Source organism: Xanthobacter sp. DMC12 (assembly GCF_056314105.1).
The window spans coordinates 141,265-165,062 of record NZ_JBQUYZ010000001.1 but is presented as its reverse complement, the minus strand read 5'-3'; the positions used below and the strand labels follow the sequence as shown (position 1 = coordinate 165,062).

General features: G+C 67.3%; 14 protein-coding genes. 8 read left to right on the top strand and 6 right to left on the bottom strand.

Translation table 11 applies throughout. From position 1 onward, the window contains the following. Position 1 precedes the first annotated feature (1 nt). The 4 genes from ACT535_RS00630 to ACT535_RS00615 all read right to left on the bottom strand — a co-directional run bounded on the left by ACT535_RS00630 (position 2) and on the right by ACT535_RS00615 (position 4,911). Positions 2 to 907 carry a class I SAM-dependent methyltransferase gene (locus tag ACT535_RS00630; protein ID WP_476363006.1) on the bottom strand — a complete coding sequence of 302 codons (906 nt, stop codon included), beginning with the start codon at positions 905 to 907 and terminating at the stop codon, positions 2 to 4. Between the two features lie 39 nt (positions 908 to 946). Beyond that, positions 947 to 2,269 carry a glycosyltransferase family 4 protein gene (locus tag ACT535_RS00625; protein WP_476363005.1) on the bottom strand — a complete coding sequence of 441 codons (1,323 nt, stop codon included), beginning with the start codon at positions 2,267 to 2,269 and terminating at the stop codon, positions 947 to 949. Then, positions 2,194 to 3,189 carry an NAD-dependent epimerase/dehydratase family protein gene (locus ACT535_RS00620; RefSeq protein ID WP_476326944.1) on the bottom strand — a complete coding sequence of 332 codons (996 nt, stop codon included), beginning with the start codon at positions 3,187 to 3,189 and terminating at the stop codon, positions 2,194 to 2,196. Before ACT535_RS00620 ends, ACT535_RS00625 begins: the two co-directional genes overlap by 76 nt. 183 nt (positions 3,190 to 3,372) lie before the next feature. Beyond that, positions 3,373 to 4,911, bottom strand: coding sequence for a glycosyltransferase family 4 protein (locus ACT535_RS00615; RefSeq protein WP_476363004.1), 1,539 nt, complete (start codon positions 4,909 to 4,911; stop codon positions 3,373 to 3,375). 176 nt (positions 4,912 to 5,087) lie between these two features. Here ACT535_RS00615 and ACT535_RS00610 point away from each other — a divergent pair, with 176 nt between their 5' ends. Genes ACT535_RS00610 through ACT535_RS00595 form a run of 4 tightly spaced genes read left to right on the top strand, consistent with a single transcriptional unit; the run spans position 5,088 to position 9,115 of the window. Next, positions 5,088 to 6,365 (top strand): KpsE/RkpR family capsule polysaccharide export protein, encoded by a 1,278-nt coding sequence (locus tag ACT535_RS00610; RefSeq protein ID WP_476363003.1) that lies wholly within the window; start codon positions 5,088 to 5,090, stop codon positions 6,363 to 6,365. A 7-nt stretch (positions 6,366 to 6,372) separates the two neighbouring features. Next, positions 6,373 to 7,029 (top strand): ABC transporter ATP-binding protein, encoded by a 657-nt coding sequence (locus ACT535_RS00605; protein WP_476363002.1) that lies wholly within the window; start codon positions 6,373 to 6,375, stop codon positions 7,027 to 7,029. A 2-nt stretch (positions 7,030 to 7,031) separates the two neighbouring features. Continuing rightward, on the top strand, positions 7,032 to 7,856 hold the full coding sequence (locus ACT535_RS00600) for an ABC transporter permease (protein WP_476363001.1): 825 nt from the start codon (positions 7,032 to 7,034) through the stop codon (positions 7,854 to 7,856). A gap of 50 nt (positions 7,857 to 7,906) precedes the next feature. Beyond that, positions 7,907 to 9,115 carry a glycosyltransferase family 61 protein gene (locus ACT535_RS00595; protein WP_476363000.1) on the top strand — a complete coding sequence of 403 codons (1,209 nt, stop codon included), beginning with the start codon at positions 7,907 to 7,909 and terminating at the stop codon, positions 9,113 to 9,115. A gap of 9 nt (positions 9,116 to 9,124) precedes the next feature. Here ACT535_RS00595 and ACT535_RS00590 read toward each other — a convergent pair whose 3' ends face one another. Then, positions 9,125 to 10,261, bottom strand: a complete 1,137-nt coding sequence (locus ACT535_RS00590) for a glycosyltransferase family 61 protein (protein WP_476362999.1) — start codon at positions 10,259 to 10,261, stop codon at positions 9,125 to 9,127. 552 nt (positions 10,262 to 10,813) lie between these two features. On the opposite strand from ACT535_RS00590, the gene ACT535_RS00585 reads away from it, so the two are divergent. The 4 genes from ACT535_RS00585 to ACT535_RS00570 all read left to right on the top strand — a co-directional run bounded on the left by ACT535_RS00585 (position 10,814) and on the right by ACT535_RS00570 (position 22,628). After that, positions 10,814 to 12,619, top strand: coding sequence for a glycosyltransferase family 2 protein (locus ACT535_RS00585; RefSeq protein WP_476362998.1), 1,806 nt, complete (start codon positions 10,814 to 10,816; stop codon positions 12,617 to 12,619). Beyond that, complete coding sequence (locus tag ACT535_RS00580; protein ID WP_476362997.1) at positions 12,616 to 13,899, top strand: glycosyltransferase family 4 protein; 1,284 nt, start codon at positions 12,616 to 12,618, stop codon at positions 13,897 to 13,899. Before ACT535_RS00585 ends, ACT535_RS00580 begins: the two co-directional genes overlap by 4 nt. 67 nt (positions 13,900 to 13,966) lie before the next feature. Then, a complete protein-coding gene (locus ACT535_RS00575) occupies positions 13,967 to 21,280 on the top strand; it encodes an SDR family NAD(P)-dependent oxidoreductase (protein ID WP_476362996.1) in 7,314 nt (2,437 codons plus the stop codon). A gap of 10 nt (positions 21,281 to 21,290) precedes the next feature. Continuing rightward, entirely contained in the window at positions 21,291 to 22,628 is a 1,338-nt protein-coding gene (locus tag ACT535_RS00570) for an aminotransferase class I/II-fold pyridoxal phosphate-dependent enzyme (RefSeq protein ID WP_476362995.1), read from the top strand. On the opposite strand, the gene ACT535_RS00565 is transcribed toward ACT535_RS00570, so the two are convergent. Then, entirely contained in the window at positions 22,606 to 23,796 is a 1,191-nt protein-coding gene (locus tag ACT535_RS00565) for a glycosyltransferase (RefSeq protein ID WP_476362994.1), read from the bottom strand. The two genes, ACT535_RS00570 and ACT535_RS00565, sit on opposite strands and share 23 nt — an antisense overlap. Positions 23,797 to 23,798 lie beyond the last annotated feature (2 nt).

Genomic DNA, 23,798 nt, shown 5'->3' with positions numbered 1-23,798 from the left:
GTCACCTCGCTCTCAGGACCACGACGTCCTGGAAATCGTGCAGCGCGCCGGAGCCGATGGCCACCACATCGAAGAAGTGGCTCCACTCGGCCTGGACATAGGCCGCGCTGATGAAGGTGATGCCGTATTCATAGGCCGCGCTGGTGAGGTGGCCGTCCTGGCGGATGAAGACGTAGCCGTGCCCGCCCTCCATCACCGGCTGGGCGGCAGCCAGCTCCGGCTCCGGGATGGACAGCATCTCGAAGATGCGCGGCTCCGTGCGGGCCCGGGCGAAGGCGCGATCGCCGTGGATGGAGAGGAACAGGAGCGCGCCGGGAGCGCTCACGCGGCGCAGCTCGTCGAGGTAGAAGAGCTGGTCCTGCTCGTTCAGGTGGCTGAAGACGGAGATGGAGACCACGGCGTCGAAGCTGCCATCCGCCACCGGCAAGGGCTGGCGCGGCACGCTCAGCACCGGCTCCACATGGGCGAGGTTCTGCCCCACCCAGGCGAGGTGGCGGGCGTCCACGTCCATGCCCACGTAGCGGCCGGGAAAGCCGTGGAACATACGCGCCAGCCGCCCGACTCCGACGCCGAAGTCCAGCAGGGAGCGGAAGCCGGCCAGCGGCACCGGGCTCAGCCCCTGCAGCGCGCGCAGGAAATCGACGCCGTGGCTGGCGAAGTCGCGCGTGGCGGTGAGGCCGGTGGTGTTGTGCATCAGCTCTTCAGGCGGAAACGGCGCGATGGCGCCTTCGGGGGCCTCCTCGGCGCGGTTGAGCGCGAGCCAGGCGTCGAAATCCCCGGCGATGCCCGAGGCGATGGCGCCCGGCACTGCGGCCGGGGGAGGCGCACCGGCGCGGTCATCCGCCCGCTCGCCCGCTGTCGTGCCGTCGCTCTGCGAACCCGCCATCGTCTCCGCCTCGATGCTCATCACGCCTCTTCCATCTCCCCCGCCCGCGCCCCGATGCCCTCAATCCGCCGCCGCGCCTCGGCGGGCGCGATCATAGAAGGCGACCACATCCTCCACCATATGGCGCGAGGTGCGATCGTATCGCGTGCGGGCGGAGAGGGTGCGGGCAAGGCCCGGATCACGCACGAAGGCTTCCAGCCTGCCATACAGCGCCTTGACGGAGCCTTTTGTGAAGGTGAAGCCGTTGACGCCGTTTTCCACGAATTCGCTCATGCCCTCCACGTCGGAAACCAGCACCGGCGTGTGGGTGGCGAGCGCCTGCAGCAGGATCAGCGGGCTGTTCTCCACCCATACGGAGGGGATGACGAGCACGTCGATCTGCGCCAGCACCGCAGCCATGCGCTCCACCGGGAACGTGCCGCGGAACGCCACCTGAAGCCCCGCCGCGGCGGCGCGGACCTCTGCGGCATAGGTCGGGTCCATCCGCTCGTCGCCATAGATGTCGAGGCTGAAGGCGTCCGCCGACGCCGACTTCATGGCCTCGAGCAAGAGGTGCAGGCCCTTGTGGGGCGCGAGCTGGCCGATGAAGCCGAGGCGCAGCGGCCCGCCCGCCCGCTCGGGCTTGGGCGCGCGGTCGATGTCGATGCCGAAGCGGCACAGGTCCAGCGGCACGCGGATGTCCGAGCGGCGATAGCTCTCCAGCATGAAGCGGGTCGGCGTCAGTGCGCCAGCATAGCCGCCATAGGCGGCGGCAAGGTGCCCCGGCCGCTCCTTGAGGGCGGCGATGGTGCCACGCCAGTCGGCGGGCGCGAGGCGCGGCGCGCGCGCCACCACCCGCGGCACCACGGCACGCAGCAGCCCCTGCACGGGCCCCTTGTCCTTGCCGCCCGCGAAGAAGGCGCAGGCGACGCAATTGGCGCGGTCGGCATCCGGCCCGGCGCACAGGCTGCCGTCGGCGGCGTCCAGCTTGTTGTTGAAGCAGAAGCCGAAGAAGTCGGTGAAGGTGGCGACCGTCGGCAGACCCAATCGCCCCGTCACCTCCAGCAGCGCGGTGGTGTGGTTGATGAGATGGCACACGTGCACGATGTCCGGCCGGATATCCCTGAGGATGCGCTCGTGGATGAAGCGCAGGGCCGGCAGGTGGAAGGTGTCGCGCAGGGCGGCGTTGGGATGGACGTTGCGGTCGATGCGGATGACCGGGATGCCGTCGAAACTGTCGCGCTCCACCAGCGCGCTCTGCACCGGCTCGCCCGGGAAGGTGGCGGTGACCACCACGGGCTCGTGCCCGAGCGCCTTAAGCTCCCGCGCTACGGTGCGAGTGTAGCTTTCAGTGCCGTAGAAATGGCCGGGGAAGTAGCAATGGACGTAAAGGGCGACCCGCATTGAACGTCTGCTTCGGTCCTCAGCTCGCTGACGAGCATCTCGATGCCGAGATCGAGATCGATGACGGGGGTCCAGCCGAGACGCTCGCCGGCGCGGCGGATGTCGAGGACGGAGGCGGGCACGTCGAAGGGGCGGGCCGCGATGGGCTCGATGAGGACGCGCTGCCCCACCGCCGCCTCGACCTTGGCGATCAGCTCGGACAGGGAATGGCCGGTGCCGGAGGCGATGTTCACCGGGCCGGGCACGTTGTGCATCCGGCCGGCGGCGAGCAGCGCGCTCACCACGTCGTCCACGTGGATGTAGTCGCGCACGATGGAGCCGTTGCCGAACAGCTTCACCGGCTCGCCACGCAGGGCGGCGCGGGTGAAGAGGGTGACGGCGCCAAGCCCGCCCAGCTCGGTCTGGCCCGCGCCGTAGCAATTGCCGATGCGCAGCGCGATGCCATCCACGCCGTGCAGCCGCCGGAACTTCTCCAGATAATGCTCCACCATGAGCTTGGAGATGCCGTAGGCGCTGAGCGGCTTCGCGGTGTGATGCTCCGCAACGGGAAGCTGCTCCGGCGCACCATAGACGGCGCCACCGGAGGAGGCGAAGACGATGCGGATGCCGGGATAGCGGCGCGCGGCTTCCAGCAGGCGCACGCTGCCCACCACGTTCTCAAGAATGTCCCGTGCGGGATCGAGGCCGGCACTGGAGGGGATGGTGGACCAGGCGAGATGATAGACCGTGCTCACGCCGTCGAGCAGTTCATCCCAGGCGGTAAAGGTCGCAAGATCGAGGGCGCGCCAGCGCACGCCACGATGGAAAGGCGCGTTCTCCAGCCGTCGGGTGGTTGCGATGGTGCCGACCGAGCTCTCGGCAAGCTTGAGACACAAACGACGCCCGATGACGCCGGCGCCCCCCACAACCAGTGATGTCATGCACCGCCGGCGCGAGGCACCGCCTCCCCGCACCCTCCACCGAGTGTCGCTCTCAGAAGCGGCCAAGATCAAGCTTCCGACGGCACCTGCCGTTGGGACCTGCCTACCACTTCAGTTGCTACCTTAGCGCGAACGATTCGGACTTGCCAGCCCGTATCGCACCGCAATATGCCGCAACGTTCGTTAAACTTCGGCGAACAGGCTTGCCTGAGGGAAACCCGGCATGAGGTCGGCGGGGCGGCCAAGGGCCTGGGCATAGACCTCGGCATAGGCGGCGATCATGGCGTCGATGCCGAACATCCGCGCCCGGTCGCGATTGTGGGCGCCGATGGCGTCGAGCCGCGCGGGATCGTCCAGCAGGTCGCAAATGACGCCCGCCAGCCCTTCGGAATCCTGGGCCAGCGTCTCCGAGGAGCCGAGGATTTCCGGCAAGGCACCGACATCGAACCCGGCAACCGCCTGCCCCATCGCCATGGCGAAGGGCGTCACCTGCCCGAAGCTCTCCCGCACCACCGGCGCGACGAACAGCCGGAAGCGGCGATAGAGCGCCGGGAGGTCCGCATAGGGCACGGTGCCGGTGAACTCGAAATTGTGGATGACGCCCGCCGCCGTCGCTTTGGCGTGGAAAACGGGCAGCAACTCGCCGTCGCCGACCACGATGATGCGCGTTGCCGGCCGGCGCCGCGCCACCGCGATGAGCGGGTCGACGGAGTTCTCGCCGAGCTTGTCCGGGTGGAGCCGGTAGACCATGCCGATGCTGTCCGCCGCATCCCCGATCCAGGGGCCGGGCGTGAAAGCGTCGAGATCGATGCCCGGGTGGACCACGCGGCCGTTGGTGATGTCGGGCGCGAAGGCGGTCCGGATATAGTCCGAGACGAAGACATAGGTGGCGATCCGCGGGTCGCGCAGCGGCTCCACTGGCGTATTCACGTTCTCGACCAGCACGGCGGGTGTCGGCCGCGCGGCCTCGAGGGCCGCCTCGTACCAGGGCCGGTCGCTGTCGCCCCAATAATGGATATGCACGATGTCCGGCGCCACCTGCGCCAGCACACGGGCAAAGGCGCTGGCGGGGCTGCCGAGGGGCAGATGATGGATCACCATGCCCTCGTGCCGCCCCTGCGGCGGCAGCGCGGCGGTCAGCACCTGCATCTCGTAGCGGTGGCCGAGCCGTTCCATCAGGTCCACCACCAACTGCGTGGAGCCACCCACGAACACGTTGGGGATGATGTGGAGCATGCGCGGACGCGCCGGCACCGGAGAGTGGTGCGGCCGCACGCGGTAGACCACGCCCTTGCGCCCGAACACGAGCCCGGTGAAATCGCGGCCGAAGGTGCGGATCTGGCGCGCCGGGCGCGAACGCGCCTTCAGGCGGCCGGCACCGTCACGCTCCGGCACCATTGCGGTGCGGCCGGCGGCGCGCCACATGTCGGTCAGCGTGCCGATGGAGGGACCCGGCGCGACGATCAGCTCGCGTAACCGCTCCAGCGGCAGCGGCAGATGGAGATTGAAGGTACGCGGCGGCGGCCCGGCGGTGATCTGCTCCACCTTGTAGCCGACGAGGTTGGCATGGTCCTGCAGCGCTTCCAGCCGGCGGAGAATGTCCGCCTGTCCGGCGGCGAGGCGGGCGAGGCTTTCCTCGATCCGGTCGAGGCGGGCGGAGGCGTCGTCCCCGTCCGGCACGGGATCGGCTGCGGGCGGACCGGCGACGAACGGACGAGGCATCTGCAACGCGAACCTTTTCTTGGGTAATCTCGGGCCATGGTCTGGCCGGCAGGCGGCGAGGATAGACACACAAGCCCGCCGGCTGCTAGTAGCGGCGTCCTGCCACGCGCGCCGGTTGCGGCCGCGCGCAGGCGGGAGAACTGGGGCACGGCGGGGCGCTCCGGGAGGGTGAAGGCGTGAACCAGGAGGTCGCATCGCGCGTCCGGCTGCCGGCACGGGGCGGCTCGCCAGACCTTCTCGTGCGCCGCAATGCGCGGCTGCGCGAGGAGCTGAGGCGGCAGGCCCGCGAGGCGCGCCAGCAGCGCTCCGTGGTGCGGCCCTCGGCCGCGGCCTTCTGGGGCGCGGAAGTGCGCGCCATTTCCGAGTTCCGCCTGCCGTTGATGGCGAGCTTCATCGTGGTGGCGGTGATTCCGACCCTCCTCGCCACGCTCTATTTCGTCTTCATCGCGTCGAGCCAGTACCTCTCCGAAGCGCGCTTCGCCGTGCGCGCGTCGGAGCACGCGGGGCTGGAGTCGCTTTCCGGCGGCGGGCTCGGCGGACTGGCGGAGGTGCAGGACAGCCTCATCATCGCCAATTACGTGAAGAGCCTCGCCGTGGTCGAAGCGCTGGAAGAGCGGGTGAACCTGCGCCAGCTCTATTCCCGGCCGGGCATCGACTGGCTCTCCCGCCTCAATCCCAACCGCCCCATCGAGCGGCTGGAGAAGAGCTGGCGCAGCCAGATCGATACCGCCATCGAGTCGCCGTCGGGCATCATTACGGTGAAGGTGTGGGCCTTCTCGCCGCAGGATTCGCTCAAGATCGCGCAGGCCATCGTCTCGCTCTCCGAGGACATGGTGAACAAGCTCAGCGAGCGCACCCGCACCGATGCCATCTCCCAGGCGGAGAAGGAGCTGGACCGGGCGGAGGCGCGGCTGCGCAAGGCCCGCGCCGCCGTCCGCGACCTGCGCAACGAGGTCGGCGTGATCGATCCCGCGCGCACCAACGAGGGCATCGGCAAGCTCATCGCCGACCTCGAGAGCGACCAGTTGCTGATCGACCAGGAGATCGGCACCGCCCGGCGCACGCTCAGCCCCGGCGCGCCGCAGTTCGCGCTGCTCGATGCGCGGCGGCAGGCGGTCCGCGAGAACATCGCGCTGCTGAAGGCCCGCCTCACCAGCGGCACCGGATCGGACAAGGACACTCTGTCCGCGGTGATGACGCGCTACGACACCCTCGACCTCGAGCGCCAGATCGCCGAGCGGCAGTACACGGCGGCGGCGGCGGCGCTGGAGCAGGCAAGGGTGGCGGCGGAGCGGCAGGGCATGTACCTCGCCACCTTCGTGAAGCCGGTGCTGGCGCAGGAGCACGACTGGCCGCACCGCTTCTGGATGCCGATGGCGGCGGCGCTGCTGTTCGGCCTGCTGTGGCTGCTGCTGGTGTCGGCCTTCGAGCTGATGCGGCACATCAAGTCGTGAGGCGGGCATGATCGTCACCGACCACCTCACCAAGACCTACTGGACGCACCTGAAGCGCAAGGTGGTGCTCTCCGACGTGTCGGTGAGCCTCGACACCCGGGCCAGCTACGGGCTGCTCGGCCAGAACGGCGCGGGCAAGTCCACCTTCCTGAAGCTCATCGCCGGCACCGAGGCGCCGAGCTCCGGGCGCATCTACCGCTCGGTGCGCATCTCCTGGCCGCTGGGGTTCGCGGGCGGCTTCCACCCGATGATGACCGGGCGGGAGAACATCCGCTTCCTCGCCCGCGTCTACGACGCCGACATCGCCGAAGTGACTGAGTTCGTGGAGGATTTCTCCGAGCTCGGGCGCGACCTCGAGATGCCGGTGAAGACCTATTCCTCGGGCATGACCTCGCGCCTCGCCTTCGCCGTCTCCATGGCCATCGAGTTCGATTTCTACCTGGTGGACGAGATCACCGCCGTGGGCGATTCCCGCTTCCAGCTGAAATGCGCACGCGCCTTCGCCGAGCGGCGGGCGCGGGCCGGGCTCATCATGGCGTCGCACTCCACCGGCACGATCAAGGATTATTGCTCGGCCGGGATGGTGCTGCAGAAGGGACGGCTGATGGTGTTCGAGGACATCAACGACGCCATCGAGGTCCACCGCCAGCAGATGGAGGCCTGACGATGCAGCGCCCCCGTCACGCCCCCACCCGCCACGCCCCCGCGCGGCACGCGGCCGAAACCTGGTCCGCCGCCTCCAGCATGCACGCCCGCGTGGTCGGCGCCGTCATCATGCGCGACCTGCAGACCCGCTTCGGCACCGGCTATTTCGGCTTCCTGCTGGGGCTGATCATGCCGCTGGGGCATTTGAGCGTCGCCATTGCCGTCACTGTGCTCCTCGGCCGTCCAGCGCCAATAGGAACGGACACCGCCATATTCCTGATGACCGGTGTCCTACCGTTCGTTCTATGGCTCTACAGCCACCGACAAATAATGCTTACCGTTCTGCAGAATAGGCCGCTGCTTCATTTCCCGGGCGTTGATATCTTTGACCTTTTCGTAGCCAGATTTATCGTCGAAATCGTGACTTCGAGCTTAGTCGTCGCAATTGTCCTGGGCTCGCTCGCAATGATCGGAAAAGATATAACTATCAATAATGTTCACGGATTTACGTTCGCCATCATCCAATCCTGGATTCTCGGCGTATCGACCGGCCTATTCTTTGGCACGATTGCGATTATTTGGGATCCCATACTCATAATCGGGAATATAATTGCACCGGTCCTGTGGGTTACGTCTGGCGTCCTTTTTCTGGCCGATACACTTCCAGAGAAAATCGCATACTTTGCTGCATTCAATCCACTTTGCCAAATTGTTGACGGCCTGCGAGTTGCCTATTATTCGGAGTATTATAGTTCATTTTACAATTTTGGAATGTTGTCAACGGAGCTCCTTATAATTTTTACTGTCGGAATGCTGCTGGTCCCGATCATCAGAAAAATTACCTAATTCCGCAAAACCGCGCCACATGGCGCACGCAGAGGACTTCGGTAAAGCCGATGCTTAACCCCCACCACATCAGCCAGCTCCGCATCGCACTCAGCGTCGACCCGACAATTTCGCGGTCGGAAAACCTGACGCTCGGCCGGACAGCCATCCGCCTCAACGACCGCGTAGAGCATCAAGCCGCCAGCTTCACCCCCCCTTCCGCAAGCCGAATGCGGCCGCCGAAGCACATCTTCGGTGAACCCGCAGATAGCTCCTGCCTCTCGGGGATCGGGGATTTTGATCTGCACATCCCCCCGAAGATTGCCTACACAGTGCCCGACGCGAAGATCATCGGCTTTGATGCTATCATTTCCCAAGACGGCGCCTTGTACGCCCCTTCGCCCGTGCTCAAGGAAAATGCTACGCATTTGATTTCAAGAAATAAGACAAATCACCAAGGCTTTCTGGTGGACACCTCTCAAGAGCCGATGATTGCGCATCACGTCCAAAGACGAAATCCCATACGATTCAATCACAACGCTTTCTTCTTCCATAACCTTGAGCCCGGAAATTTCGGGTCTTTCATCTTTCGCCAACTGCCGCAGCTCATTTCTGCGGCGGAACTTATGGGCGACATTACCGCATACATCGTCCCGGAACGAACACCTTGGGTTATGGCTGCGCTCGAAAAACTGAATTTCAAACCACTACCGATTTTTTCAGTAAGAGAGGTGTGCGGAGACACTTTCGACTCCATAACCATTTTCAATGAGTTTGATGCGGAGGGATTCTTTTCATCCAGCGTCGCAAATCACTTCATTAAAATGTCCGGGTCGGAAACATCCTACAATTCAAATCATTCCGAAGGCATATATGTCTCAAGAATTCTCAGCTATATCTCAAGGCCAGACTATAGGCCATTGACCAACGAACGAGAAATTGAAGAGTTTTTCCGCTCAAAGGGATTCTCGATCATATATCCCGAAACCTTGAGCCTGGATCAACAGATCAATATATTTAATCGTGCGCGACGCATTGTCGGCCCGTCCGGATCTGGCATGCTTAACACCGTATTCGCTCAACCCGCAACACGTGTCGTAGATATCGAGTCTTTCACTACGTCTGTCCGACAACATGCGAAAATATACAGCAGCACGTCAAAGGATTATTCATTCCTGTTTGGACGCATAGAGCCTCTGAATGACACGCCGCTTTCCCTGCGCCCATGGTCAGCTCCGATAAATCTCATCGAGCAGGCATATGAATGGATTATGGATTGAGATGCCGCATCACGATCGGAAGGTATCAATAGCATCGACAACTGCCCTCTCAAGCAGCCAATGATCAACCGAAAAGTCCTCGTTTCCGGCACCGCGAGAGCTGGTCTGACTAGATTCGAACGCGTTTCCGATGACAGCCGAATACTGCTGCCCGCGCCGAGCGCATAGAGTCCGGAAGGTCGGCCAGAGTCGAGACGGACTTACGATTTCGATCACGCGGCACTTGTCTGTGGCAAAGATCAGATTGGACAGCCCTGCACCGTGCGGTCCAATCACAAGCTCGGCTCCAGCGAACAGGCGCATCTGCTCGGACATGTCTTTACCGGCTAGCGTCACGGATTGAATGCCGTTGCGATTCAGACAGTCTGCCAGGGCGGCCTCGTCGGTTAGCCGACGGACCGCCGCGTCTGCCCTGCTGATATAGAGCCGCTTCGGCGCCCCCTCGTCGGGCTGAGGAATTATGTCCCTGATCCAGCCTTCCAGCATCGCATTCGCGCGAGGAGACCTCGTAAAATGATCGCCCCTTGAAATGATCGGAGAAGGGAAGATCAGGCGCTTAACGCGCAGCCATCTGGAACGCTGCACATATGGGGAGACGTCCGCGATGCCCCACATCTGAGATGCGAACTTTTGATAGGAGGCAGCCAGCAACTCGGTACCATCGGCCTGAAAGCGGCTGAATAGCGCAACCCGGGGGAGGATCGAATTCACGAAGTGGAAATAGCCTGCCTCACTTCCTTCTCTCGCATAAAATAGAGACTCGACCTCTTCAACGTCCCCATCGATCCTTGGAAAGTACCTGCCATCACGCTCCCAGATATCTCCGGCGAACTGGGTCATGAAATTCGCCTCTTCCCACGGAAAAAGGCTTTCCAATAATATCTGTTGATCGGATATGATAACCCCGGACGGCCCTATCAGTACGTTTTCCAATTCGGAAATGTACATGTCAGGGACTGAGCAGCGGTGCTCTGCACGAAACGCATAAAAGATGTTTTTTTCAATTTCCGAGCTTCCGCCCAGCACCAGCCTTGGGGGCTTGATCGTGAACTGGTGGCTCCGATCGATCGTATAAATCCATCGCTGTGCGGAAAACCGCTCCATGCCGCTGACATTTGCGATACTCGCGATCATCAATTGCTTCATTCTGACTCAGCACCCCTGATCAATGTATTTTTGCCATAGACTTTATTTGCCGGCTAGATTGTCGCCGAAAAGGTGTTACCGCGCAGAGCTGACGCTCACACGCCGATCGACATCGTTTGTTCATGTCGCGATATCAGAGCAGCGGGATCTGGGCAGCGGACTGCCTACCGCCAAATTTCAAGCCCCAGGCATCCCCTGTGCTCGACTGACTACGTTCAATTTCCCACCCTCCCGCTATCGTTAGGGCAACACTCGCATCGCTTGGCCTCAGCGCGCAAGGTTCACGCTGGATTTTTCCACGTCGTACGAGCCTACCGCCATGCTGCACCGCCACACAGGTTTGACAGCAGGATTCCGGAACGTTAATTGAACATTTCGGCACCCAAACCTGAGCGTGCGGTGGTTGTGGTGGAAGCGGGGCGGAGCAAGGGAATGGGCTGGCTCGCAAATCTGCTGCAGCGCCACAGGACCGGGCCGGAGCGTGCGATACCTGCGGCGCGTGTCGAGGCGGGCGCGCCGCCGGGTCATCAGGGTCCGCCTGCGGACCGCCCAATGCCCTCAGCACCTCCCTCCGCCGCCGTCGAGGCCGGTCCGATCTGGTCGCCCCTGGTGGATGGCAAGTCCAAGCCCACTGACGGGGCCGGACTGGACCGGGTATTCCGCGACCACGACCTGCTGGTCATCACCGGCTGGACCACCGGGGCCGCCTCGCTCCGCGTGGAGGGCGAGGCGGGCGTGATCGAACCCGGCCTGCGCGTCGAGGTTCCCCGCCCGGACGTTTCCGCCGCCTACGGCTTTCCGGCGCCGGTGCAGGGCATGCTCCTCGCCTATCGCCTGCCGCCCGTCGGCGCCGCCCGGCCGGTGCGCATCGTCGCCACCGCCGGCTCGAACACCCGCTCCGCCGACGTCACCGCCTTCCCGGCCGAGCGCTACGAGCGCAACCTCGACCGCATCCTCGCCGAATACGCCGTGGCGCGAGCGCGGCTGATCGACATCGTGCACGATCTGCCGAGGCACCTCGCCGCCGTCGCCCGGTCCGCCGTCGCCTCCACCGAACCCGGCGCGTCGCAGGGCCACATGGAAACCCTGAAGTCGGTGCCCGGCGCCGGCGGCCTCTGCGTCGGGTGGACGCTGGGCGCGGGCCCCTTCTTCCTGGTGGACGAAAACGGCCTGTGCCAGCCGATGGAGGCCCCCGAGCGCTGGAACCGCCCGGACATCTTCGACGCCTTCGCCGCCGACTACGGCGCCGCCTGCGCCGACGCCGGCTTCCTCCAGGCCCTGCCCGCCGGCTTCGGCCGCCACGCCCGCCTCATCGCCCGCGACGGCGACACTCTCGTCCTCGTCCACGAGCGGGACGTCGATCCGGCCCCCCGCGACGCGGTCGGATATGCCCGCTGGGCCTTCTCCTTCCCGGTCCCCCCCGAGCGGATGGCGGCGCGCTTCACCCGGCATGACGGAGCGGTGCTGAAAACCCTCATAAACCGCATCGAACACCCCCAGAATACCTGGGTGGAACGTGCCGGATCCGTGCCGGATCAGCCCGAGGTGTCGATCGTGGTTCCGCTCTACGGCCGCTACGATTTCGTCGAGCACCAACTGCTGGAATTCGCCGAAGATCCCTTTATCCGCAAGCGGTGCGAGGTGATCTACGTGGTCGATGACCCGGCCCTGCGCACCCCCGTCTTCGCCGCCCTCGACACCTGGTGGCAGCTCTACGGCGTTCCCCTTACCGCGGTATGGGGCGGGCGCAACCGCGGCTTCTCCGGCGCCAGCAATCTCGGCCTTTCGCAGGCGCGCGGCCGGCAGGTCCTGTTCCTGAATTCGGACGTGATTCCAACGCGTTCCGGCTGGCTCGCCGAGCTGAGCCGGCGCCTGGACGACCATTCCGACTACGGCCTCCTCGGCACCCGCCTGCTGTTTCCCTCGGGCGGCGTCCAGCATGACGGTATGGTCTTTGAATATAACGGGAAATACGGCGTCTGGCTGAATCAGCACCCCGGCAAGGGGCTGCCTCCGTTGAGCGCTTCGGCCGGGAAAGTCGTGCCCTGGCCCGCCGCCACCGGCGCCTGCCTGATCGGCGACCGTGCGGAAGTGGCCGCGCTCGGCGGGTTCAGCGAGGACTATCTCATTGGCGATTTTGAGGATTCCGACCTGTGCCTGAAGATGCAGGCAGCCGGCCGCTCCGTTGGCGTGTGCCCTGACATCACGCTGACGCACCTCGAACGCCAATCGTTCGGCCTCCAAGGTTCGGGTGATTTCCGCATGCGTGTGATGCTGTTCAACGCTTGGCTCCATCAGGAGCGCTGGCGCCCCGCCATCGAGCGCCATTCGGTCACCAAAGCGGGAGCCTCGGCATGATCGGCACCGCCCTCATCATCGCCCACGGCCATCGCGACTTCAGCGCAGGCGGGGCGGAAGTCGCGGCACATCAATTATTTACGGCCCTGCGCGAGAGCGGCGCCGCCCGCCGGGTCGCGCTTCTCGCCCGCCACGGCGGGACACAGAGCGGCCTCGTGACCATGCTGCGCGAGGACGAATACCTTTGGCGTACCGGCATGGGCGACTGGTTCACCTTCCGCTCGTCCCAGCCGCACGCCGTGACCGGACCGTTTCGCAGCTTTCTCGAGCGGCTCAAGCCGGATGTGGTGTTCATTCACCACTACGCCCATATGGGACTGGAGATGCTGCGGGAGATCCGCCGCATCTGCCCGGACACGCGTATCATTCTGACACTGCATGAGTTCCAGGCCATCTGCAACAACAACGGACAGATGGTGAAGCCCGGCAGCACCGAGCTTTGCTTCGCCGCCTCGGCAGAAGCCTGCTCGGCCTGCTTTCCCGATCGCAGCGAAGAAGACTTCTGGCTACGCAAGCACTTTATCGGTCGCCATTTCGACATGGTCGACCGGTTCATCGCGCCTTCGGAATTCCTGCGCCAGCGCTATATCGACTGGGGCATCGCACCCGAGCGGATCGCGGTGATCGAGAACGGCCAGCCGACCGGCAAGCGCCTGCCGCCACGTCCGCTGACCGAGACGGGCACCCGCAACCGCTTCGCCTTCTTTGGACAGGTCACGCCGTTCAAGGGTGTCGACGTGCTTCTCGCGGCCCTGGCCAACCTCAGCCGCGCCCAAAGGCGCGAGTTGCATGTGGAGGTTCACGGCGCCAACCTCGAGAAGCAGTCCGACGCCTTCCGCGCCCGCATCGAAGCGCTGCGTCAGCCGCTCATGAAGGAGGGCGTTCTGCACTGGCCCGGCGCCTATCATCGCGATGATCTCGAACGGCGCCTGTCACGCATCGACTGGGTTGTGATGCCGTCGGTGTGGTGGGAGAATTCGCCGGTCGTGATTCAGGAGGCCCGCCGTTTCGGCCGGCCCGTCCTGTGCTCTAACATCGGTGGCATGGCGGAGCACGTGCGTGACGGAGTGGATGGACTTCATGTGGGCGTCGGCAACGTGACGGACTGGGGCGAAAGTCTGCTCGCCGCCACAGATCCGGCCCTATGGGACCGTCTCGTCCAAAGCATGCGACCACCGATCCCCGTCGCAACTGCGGCGCGGCAATATCTGGATTGGGCTCTCGACGACACGCCGCGTCGGGCGCCCGAACTGCCCCGGGTGATCTCGGGCCGCGTCTGACCGCGCGAAGGTGCAATGGCGGCATTGTCGGGCGCGGACCCGAAAAGCACAGCGGGAGACGACGGGGTTGCGTTCTGAGATTGTGTCCAGTCAGGGTGGCTTTGATCTTGCCGTCGTCGGACAGGCCCTGCGCTTGCCCGGCGCGGCGAATGCGGATGCGCTGTGGCGTCTTCTGACGTCCGGACAGTCATCCGTCCGCGACGTTCCGACCGGGCGCTGGCCCATCGAGCGCGCGCTGCATCCACGTCGCACGGAGCCGGGATTCAGCTACACCTTCGCCGGCGGCTACCTGGAGGATCCCTTCGGCTTCGATCCTGCGGTGTTCGGCATTTCGCCGCGCGAGGCGCAGCAGATCGACCCGCAGCAGCGGCTGCTGCTGGAGGTGGTCTTCGAGGCGCTGGAGGATGCCGGCCTGCCCCCGTCGCGCACGGCGGGGCAGGAGATCGGCGTCTATGTCGGCGCCTCGAACGTGGACTACCAGTCCGGCGCGGCGGGCGACCCCGCGGCCATCGAGAGCCATTTCATGACGGGGAATTCCCTGTCGATCATCTCGAACCGCATCTCCTACATCTTCGACTGGCGCGGCCCGAGCTTCACGGTTGATTCCGCCTGCTCGTCGTCCTTCGTGGCGCTGGTCCAGGCCGCGGCTGCGCTTGATGCCGGGTTGATCGACACCGCGGTCGTCGCGGGCGTGAACCTGCTGCTGTCGCCGGCCCCTTTCATCGGCTTCTCGCGCGCCTCCATGCTCTCGCCGACGGGGCGCTGCCGCCCCTTCTCCGCGGCCGCCGACGGCTATGTGCGGTCGGAGGGTGCCATCGCCATCGTGCTGCGCCGCGCATCGGACGCCCGCGCGGCCGGCCAGCGGATCCGTACCGGGATCGTCGGGGCCGCCGCCAATTCGGACGGTCGCACCTCCGGCATTTCGCTGCCCTCCGCCGAGGGCCAGGCGGCGCTGATGTCCGCGCTCTATCAGCGGCTCGGCATCACGCCGGACCAGCTCGCATTCGTCGAGGCGCACGGCACGGGCACGCCGGTGGGCGACCCCATCGAGGCGAGCGCGATCGGGTCCGCTCTTGGCAGGGGCCGCTCGGCGGCGCTGCCCGTGGGCTCGGTGAAGTCCAATATCGGCCATCTCGAATGCGTCTCCGGCCTCGCAGGGCTGGTGAAGGCCGGCATGGCCCTCGCCCAAGCCCGCCTGCCGCGCACGCTCTATCTCGACGAGATGAGCCCCTACATCGATTTCGCCGCGCTCAACCTCGCGCCGGCGCGGGAAGAGGTGGCCCTCGACCTGAGCCACACGCCGTTCGCAGGCGTGTCCAACTATGGCTTCGGCGGCACCAACGCGCACGTGATCCTGCGTGCGCCGGACAAGGCGCCTGAACTGCCGGCGGATTCGGGCGCACGCCTCCTGCTGCTTTCGGCCCGGTCCCAGGCCGCGCTGCGGGGGCTTGCCGCCGGCTATGCGGAGCGGATCGAGGCCGGCGACGTGTCGCCCGCGACCATCGCCTCCGCCGCCTTCCACCAGCGCGACCGGATGGACCTTCGGCTTGCGCTGCCGGTGGGTGACGCCAAGGACATGGCGGCGGCCTTGCGCGGGTTTTCCCAGGACGGGGCGGCCCCCTCTGTTGCCACGGGCAAGGTTCAGGTGCGCCCCGGCAAGACGGTCTTCGTCTACAGCGGCAACGGCGCGCAATGGGTGGGGATGGGGCGGACGGCACTCGGCCGCAACCCCGCCTTCCGCACGGCCTTCGCCGCGGTCGACGGGCTCTATCGGGACGTCGGCGGCTGGTCCCTGGCGGAAGCGTTGGAAGCGCCTGACCTCGCCACCCGCCTTGGCCGCACCAGCGTGGCGCAGCCGCTGCTGTTCGCCATCCAGGCCGCGCTCACGGCCGCGCTTGAGGCGGGGGGCGTGGTGCCCGACGTGGTGCTGGGCCATAGTGTCGGCGAGGTCGCCGCCGCGCTGGCGAGCGGGGCGCTCGACCTGGAGCAGGCCGTCCATCTCATCCATCACCGCAGCCAGCGGCAGGAGAGCGTGGCTGGCCTCGGACGCATGATCGCGCTTGCCGCCGGACCGGCGCAGGCGGATGCCTTCGTCGCAGGGCTCGGCGCGCCCGGCCTCGCGGTTGCGGCCTATAACGGCCCCGGATCGGTGACGCTGAGCGGGCCGGAAACCTCGATCGCGCTCGCGGAAAAGGCGGCACGGCTGCAGCGCATCGCCACCGTGGCCCTCGATATCGCCTATCCGTTCCATTCCGGCCTCCTGGACGGAACCGAACAGGCCATCCGCGAGGATCTGAAAGCCCTCGCCCCGCGCGAAACCCGCGCTACCTTCGTCTCGACGGTGACGGGAACGGTCGTTGCCGGACCGAGCCTCGACGCCGAGTACTGGTGGCACAACATCCGCCTGCCGGTGCGGTTTGCGGCGGCGGTCGAAGCCGCGGGGGCACTGGGCGGCACCCATTTCGTCGAGATCGGCGCGCGGCCCATTCTGGTTGGCCCCACGGGCGACAGCCTCCGCGAGGCTGGGGTCGCCGCCGAGTGCCTCGGCAGCCTCTCCGAGCGGGATGACCAGACCGACGGCGATCCGGTGCGGGCGCTGGTCGCCCGCCTTGCGGCGCGCGGCCTCGAACCCGATGCGGAATGCGGGTTCGGCGCCCCTCTCCCGCCCCTCTCCTTGCCCAATTATGCCTGGGACCGGCAGCGCTTCGTGCTGCCCACCACCTCGGAGGCCATCGGTCTCTACGGGCGCCTCAATGATGCGCCCGCGCCCCATCCCCTGCTCGGCCTGAAGGTGAGCGAGGGCGTGCCGGAATGGCACGCCTGGGTGGACGCCGAGATCGTGCCCTATCTCGGTGACCATCGGGTGGACGGCGAGGCCGTGGTGCCCGGCGCGGCGCTGGCCGAGATGATGCTCTCGGTCGGCCGTGCGGAGCTTGGCGAAGGCCCGCTGGAGCTTTCCGATTTCGACATCCTGCGTCCGCTCGCCCTCGCCGAGGGCAGCATGCGGGAGGTTTCCACGCGCTTCGAGGCGACCACCCGCACCTGCGAGATCTGGTCCCGCCACCGGCTCGCCGGCGGCGCCTTCGTGCTGCATGCCACCGGCCGGCTGTCGCTCGCCGTTGGCGAGGCCGCACGCCAACCGGGACCGGAGCGCTCCGACGCCTGGCAGGTGAGCGAGGACGAGGTCTATGCCGCCGCTGCGCGCTGCGGCCTCGATTACGGGCCGAGCTTCCGCCGCGTGCGCCACGTGGACCGCGATGCCGATGCCGGCATTGCTCAGATCGCGCCGGGCCATCTGCCGCTCGGCGCCTATCAGGACACGCTGCTGATCGACCCGACCGCGCTCGACGCGGCGCTGCACATGCTGTTCCTCGACGCCGACGTGGTGGAAGGCGAAACGCGTACCCACCTTCCGGTGCGCCTCGGCGCGCTCCGGGTCTGGCAGCCTGGCGTCGCCGTCACCCGAAGCATCATGCGCCGCAAGCGCAAGAACCGCTTCACCGCTGTCGTGGACCTCACCTTGCTCGCCGCCGACGACAGCGTCGTCGCCGAGGTCGCCGATCTCGTGCTGCGTGAGGTGGTCCTGTCCCAGCGCCCGGACGAGGACCGCCAGTTCCATGTGGACATCGAGCCTGTGCGCATGGAGGTGGCGACGCCGCCCGGCCGCGCGGTCGAGGTGGTGGCCGAGACCAGCGATGCGGCGCTGTTGCTGCGCGCCTTCGTCCGCTCCTTCGCGTACGAGTGCGCGGCCGCAGCCGATGCCGGCTTCCTCTTGCGCGCCGATGAAGGCCGCGCGGCGGTGCTCATGGGCTATCTGGCCGCCTGCGGGCTTGCCGACCGCGAGGAAACGGCATGGCGGCTCAAGGCGGCGGCTCTTCCGCCGTCCCGCCTGATCTTCCGTTCGATGGCCGAGCGGTTTCCGCAGGCGAATGCGGAGATTCGCCTTGCCGCGCATCTCATGGCGAGCCTTCCGGCGTCGCTCTGCGGAGAGGGCTCCGACCTTCCCGCCCACCTCGCGGAGCAGTTCGAGACGGAGTCGGTTTCCGCCGCCGCCCTGCTTGGAACGCTGCGCGAGGTCGTCGAAGCGCGTATTGCCGCCTGCGCGCCGCGGCCGATCCAGATCGTCGCCGGCTCGCGGCCCGGCGCTGCGCTGATCGCCCTTCTGCTCCCGTTCGCCCGCGACGGGCGCGCTCAGGTGGCGATCATCGGAGCGAATGCCGCCGAGTGTGAGCGCCTCGCGTCCATGCCGGGTATGGACGCCTTTTCCGTGGTCGACAGCGCGGCACCGGATACGGCCTTCCTGCCGGTCGATCTCGTGCTCGGCCGTGCCGACGGCATCGCCGACATCGACATCATGGAGCGCGTGGCCCCCCTCTGCCCCGGCGCGCAGGTCGCGGTCGCCGTTCCCGCCTTCGACCCTGCGCTTGACCTTCTGCTGGGTGCGGCCGATCCCGAAGCCGCTGCACGCCAGCACCCGCCGGCTCCGGAATTGGTGGAGGGCTCCCTGCAGCGCGCCGGCACCGGCGAGACCATCCGGATTGACGGGCCCGGCGCGACGCTGCTTATGGCGACGATCGCCCTCCCCGCGCTTGCGCCCGAGAGGACGGCACCTCTCTGGGTCGTCGGCGATAAAGCCCCGGCCTTTGCGCTGGCGTTGGCGGGGCCGGTAGATCGCGTTGTCGGCGGAACGCCTCCAGCGCCCGAGACGGCGCCCCACGCGCTGGTTCTACCGTTGGCCTTTGACCCCGAGGTTTCGCCGCGCGACGCATTGGCGTCCGCCCTGCTCGACCTCAAGGCGCTGATCGCATGGGCTGCTACGGCGGGCTCGGCGCTATGGATCGTCACTGCGCGTGGCCGGCAGCAGCCGGGCGAGGTGCTGGATCCCCTGGCGGTCGCCATCTCGGCCTTCGTACGGGTCGCGATGAACGAGACCCCGGGTCTCGACCTGCGGCTCGTTGATGTAGATGCCCACGACGCCGCATCCGCGCGTCGAGTCCGCAGCATCATCCTCGCCTCTGGACCGGAGACGGAGCGCATCTCCCGTCCCGGCGGCGAATACGCCGTCCGGGTCCGACGCGGCCCTGCGCACGCGGCGGCCTCGATCGACGAGGCCCGTCGCACACGGCTCCATGTGGGCCGGCAGGGCGCGCTCGGGGCGATGGAATGGCGCGCCGAGCCGCGCATCCCATCCGCCGAAGGACAGATCGAGATCGAGGTGGCCGCGACCGGCCTCAATTTCCGCGACGTGATGCTGGCGCTGGGCGCGCTGGACGACGACATCCTTGGCCCGGGCCTCACCGGCGCGTCACTCGGCTTCGAGATGGCCGGCACGGTGACGCGGGTGGGACCCGGCGTCACCGATCACGCCGTCGGCGACCGCGTGATGGGCTTTGCGCCTGACGCGTTCTCGTCTCATGTGACGGTGCCGGCCTGGTTCGCCTTCAAGGTGCCGGAAACCCTGGCCCTGGAGGCAGCAGCGGCCGTGCCTGTGGTTTTCGCGACGGCCTGGTACGCCCTCGTAGACCGTGCCCGCCTGACTGCTGGAGAGACCGTGCTGGTACACGGCGCGGCCGGTGGCGTGGGCCTCGCCGCCGTGGGCATCTCCCTGGCGCGCGGCGCGCGGGTAATCGCCACCGCCGGCACGCCGGAGAAGGCGGCCCTCCTCAAGGCGCTGGGCGTGGAGGCCGTCTACAACTCCCGCGACCTCGCCTTCGCCCGCGACATCGCGCGCGATCATGGCAAGGTCGACGTGGTACTGAACTCGCTGGCCGGCGATGCCATGGCGGCAAGCCTGAAGCTGGTGAAGCCGTTCGGTCGCTTCATCGAGCTGGGCAAGCGCGACTTCCTCTCCAACACGACGGTGGGGCTGCGCCCCTTCGCCCGCAACATCAGCTATTTCGGCGTGGACCTCGACCAGCTGCTCGCCCACGACAAGGCGCGGGCGACGGCGTTGATGGCCGAGATCGGCGAAGCCTTTGCGAATGGCTCGCTCCAGCCCATTCCCTACCGGGTCATGGAGGGATCGGCGACGGAAGATGCCTTCCGACAGATGCAGGCGGCGCGACACGTGGGCAAGATCGTGGTGCGCCCGCCGCGCTCGGGGCGTGTCGTTTCCAGCGCGCCGGAGACGCCAGCCCTTCGCGAGGGCGTCCATCTCGTGCTCGGCGGCAATGGCGGCTTCGGTCTTGAAACCGCCTTGTGGATGGCAGCTCAGACGACCGGCACGGTGGCGATCGCGTCGCGCTCCGGCGTGCGGGCAGCCGACGATCTGGCCCGCATCGAGGCCGCCCGCGCGGCCGGTGCCCGCATCGTCGTCGAGCAGGCGGATGCCCGCGATGCGCCGGCGCTGGAGGCGCTGGTGGACCGGCTCGTCGCGGAACATGGCCCCCTTCGCAGCGTGGTCCACACCGCCATGGTGCTGCGCGACGGAGCCATCCCCAACCTCGACGCCGAAAGCCTCGACGCCGTGCTGGCGCCGAAGGTGGACGGTGTTCTGACCCTGGACCGGATCACAGAGAGGCATCCGGTCGACCATTTTGTCGTCTACTCCTCCGCCTCGGCGATGATCGGCAGTCCAGGTCAGGGCGCCTATGTGGCGGCCAACGCCTTTCTGGAAGGCGTGGTGCGCAACCGCCGGGCGCGCGGGTTGCCGGGCCTCGCCGTCGCCTGGGGCGCCATCTCCGACGCCGGCGTCATCGCCAAGGACCAGGAACTCGGCCAGAGGCTGACCCGGGCCACGGGCGTCGCCGGCATCGCCTCGGCGGAGGCTCTCGGCTTTCTCGGCCGGCTCATGGCGCAGGGCGATGCCGCGGACGCTGTGAACGTCTATGCGCAGGTGAACCGCACGGCCATCGCGAGCCAGCTGCCGGTGCTGCGCACGCCGACCTTCCCGCGCCTGTTCTCCACCGCGGCGGATGGCGCTGCGGGGAGCGGCGAGGATCTGATGGAGCAGATCGCCGGCCTCGGCGATGCGGAGGCCCGCGCCCTTCTGCGCGAGGTGCTCGGCCGCGAGGTCGCTGGCATCCTGCGCCTGCCGCCGGACGCGGTGACGGGCACGGCGGCGCTGTCCGAACTCGGCATGGACTCGCTGATGGCTCTGGAGCTGCGCCTGACGCTGGAGAAGAAATTCGGCTTCGAGCTGCCGCTGCTCTCCATCGGCAGCGGGCGCACGCTCGATGACCTGGCCGCCGTTGCCCTCGGTAGCCTCAGGTCGCCCGAGAATGCCGCGCCTGCCGAGACGGCCGCACCGGCTGTGGTCCTCGCGCCCGAGGAAGCGGCCCTTGCGGCCCGGCACGGCGTGCGGCTGGACGCAGAATCCATCGAGGCCCTGACCGAGATGGCCGCGGCATCGCCACGCGACGCTGCGGGGACCGGTTCGTGAGGCACGTGCCATGAGCGGGCGCCGCGGCCTGTCAGATGAGGATCTCGCGCATCTGCTAGGCGAGATGCGTGCGGGCACGGCGGCGCCGGCGCCCGCTCCCTCCCCCGCTTTCGTGGACCGGGAGGGGCTGCTCTCGTTCGAGTCACTGCCGCGCTATCGGGAGCTTGAGGCGCAGCGCTCGGCCGCGAGCATGCTGGGGCTGAAAAATCCCTACCACCGCCTGCACGAGGGGCGTTCCGGCGCCACCGCGCGCATCGACGGGCGGGAAGTCGTCAATTTCGCGAGCTATGACTATCTCGGCCTCAATGGCGACCCGCGCATCACCCGCGCCGTGTCCGCCGCGGTCGAGGCGTGGGGCACCAGCGTCTCCGGCAGCCGCCTTTCGTCGGGCGAACGGCCGGCGCATCTGGCGCTGGAGCGGGCGCTGGCCGACGTCTATGGGGCGCAGGACGCGGTCGCCTTCGTGAGCGGCCACGCCACTGCCATCGCCGTCCTTCCGACGCTGATGGGGCCGAAGGATCTCGTCGTCACCGACGCCTTCATGCACAACAGCGTCCTGCTTGGTGCCCAATATGCGCCCGCCACCCGCCGGACCTTCCCGCACAATGATCTCGACGCTCTGGAGGCCATGCTGGGTCGTGAGCGGCACCGGTTCGAGCGGGTGCTTGTGGTCAGCGAGGGCCTGTTCTCAATGGATGGCGACGGGCCGGACCTCGCCCGCCTTGTCGCGCTGAAGGAGCGCTTCGGCTTCTGGCTGATGATCGACGACGCCCACGGCCTCGGCGTGCTGGGCGCGACGGGGCGCGGCATTGCCGAGCATGCGGACATCGATCCACGGGCCGTGGACATCTGGTTCGGAACGCTTTCAAAATCGCTGGTGAGCTGCGGCGGCTACATTGCCGGGGCGGCGGCGATGGTCGCCTATCTGAAGGCCTTCGCGCCGGGCATGGTCTATAGCGTCGGCCTGCCGGTGCCGGTGGCGGAAGCCGCGCGCACCGCGCTGGGCCTGATGCTGGAAGAGCCGGAGCGTGTCGCGCGCCTGCAGGCCAACAGCCGCGCTTTCCGGGACGGTGCCGCCTCGCTCGGTCTGGATGTGGGGCCATCCTGGGGCGCCGGCATCGTGCCGATCATGGTGGGCGAGACCATCAAGACCGTGATCCTCGCGCAGCGCCTGCTGGAGCGCGGCATCAACGCCTTCCCGGTGCTGCCGCCGGGGGTTCCTGAGCGGTCCGCACGGCTGCGCTTCTTCCTCTCCGCCGCTCATACACCGGAGCAGATCGAGGCGGCGCTGGAGGCGCTGGCCGAGGAGGCGGGCGCGCTGGGGCTCACCACGGATCGACCGCGCTGAGTGCATCGAGCCAAGCCGCAAAGGCGCGGTCCCAGCCGAGCAGGGGCCGCTCGGCCAGCGCTCCGTGGCGCAAGGCCAGCCGAGCCGCTTGGTCCTCCACCAGCCGCGCTGTCCCCTCCACGAAGCCTGACGCATCTGCGGGGGCGAAAAGCAGCCCGTTGGCGCCGTGGCGCACCTGCCCGGGCAGGCCGCCGGCCCGGGGCGCAAGCACCGGAAGGCCGCTCGCCAGCGCCTCGTAGACGGCAAGGCTGGCATTCTCGAAGCGCGACTGGGTGGCATAGAGATCGCTGTTGGCAAGAAGCGCACCCATCTCGGCCCGCGGCACCGGCCCCGCAAAGAAGCCGCAGGGCAGCGATGTCACCAGCCGCTCCACCTCTTGCCGCATGGCCCCATCGCCCGCGACCACGACCCCCACGGCCGGCCCGAGCCGCGCGGCGAGAGCCGGCAGCACGTGCTGCCAGTCCGCCCAGCCCTTGTCGGCGGTGAGCCGGCCGGCGATCAGCATAACCGCCCGTCCGTCGAGATCGGGGCGTTCCCAGCGCGCGCGCCAGTAGCCGGGGTGGCGCAGTTCCGGGCGAAAGCCCTCTGTATCCACGCCGTTGAACCGGCCGGAGAGGCCGTTTGCGAGGCCGAAACGCTGGAGCCTGGCAAGGCTGGCCGCACTTGGGACGAGGGTGGCGTCGTATCGATTGTAGAGCCGCGCCACCGCCCGCCAGACCACCGCGCGCAGCGGAGCATAGAGACCACGGCTGTTGCCGCCCGCCCCGAGATAATCGGCGAAATTGGTGTGGAAGAAAGCCACCAGAGGCACGCGGTGGCGACGGGCGAAGGCACGGGCCGGGAGGCGGCGCAGGCCCAAGGCAAGACGCTCGGGCTCGTCCACGTGGATCAGGTCGGGCCGGAAGGCGGCGAGCGCTCGATCGATCTCGCCTGCGGACGCGGGCACCACATTGCGGTCCGACGCCGCCGCACCGAAGGGCACGCTGGTCAATCCCGCAAAGGTGACGGCCGGCGACAACCCGGCGGGGCGGGCACCATCGGCGGCAGCGGGTGCCAGCAGCAGCACCTCGTCGCCACGCGCCACCAGCCGGCGTACGCGGGCATCGACGCTCACGGTGACGCCATCGAGGACGGGCAGGACACCGGAGGCGAGGAGGGCGATCCTCATGC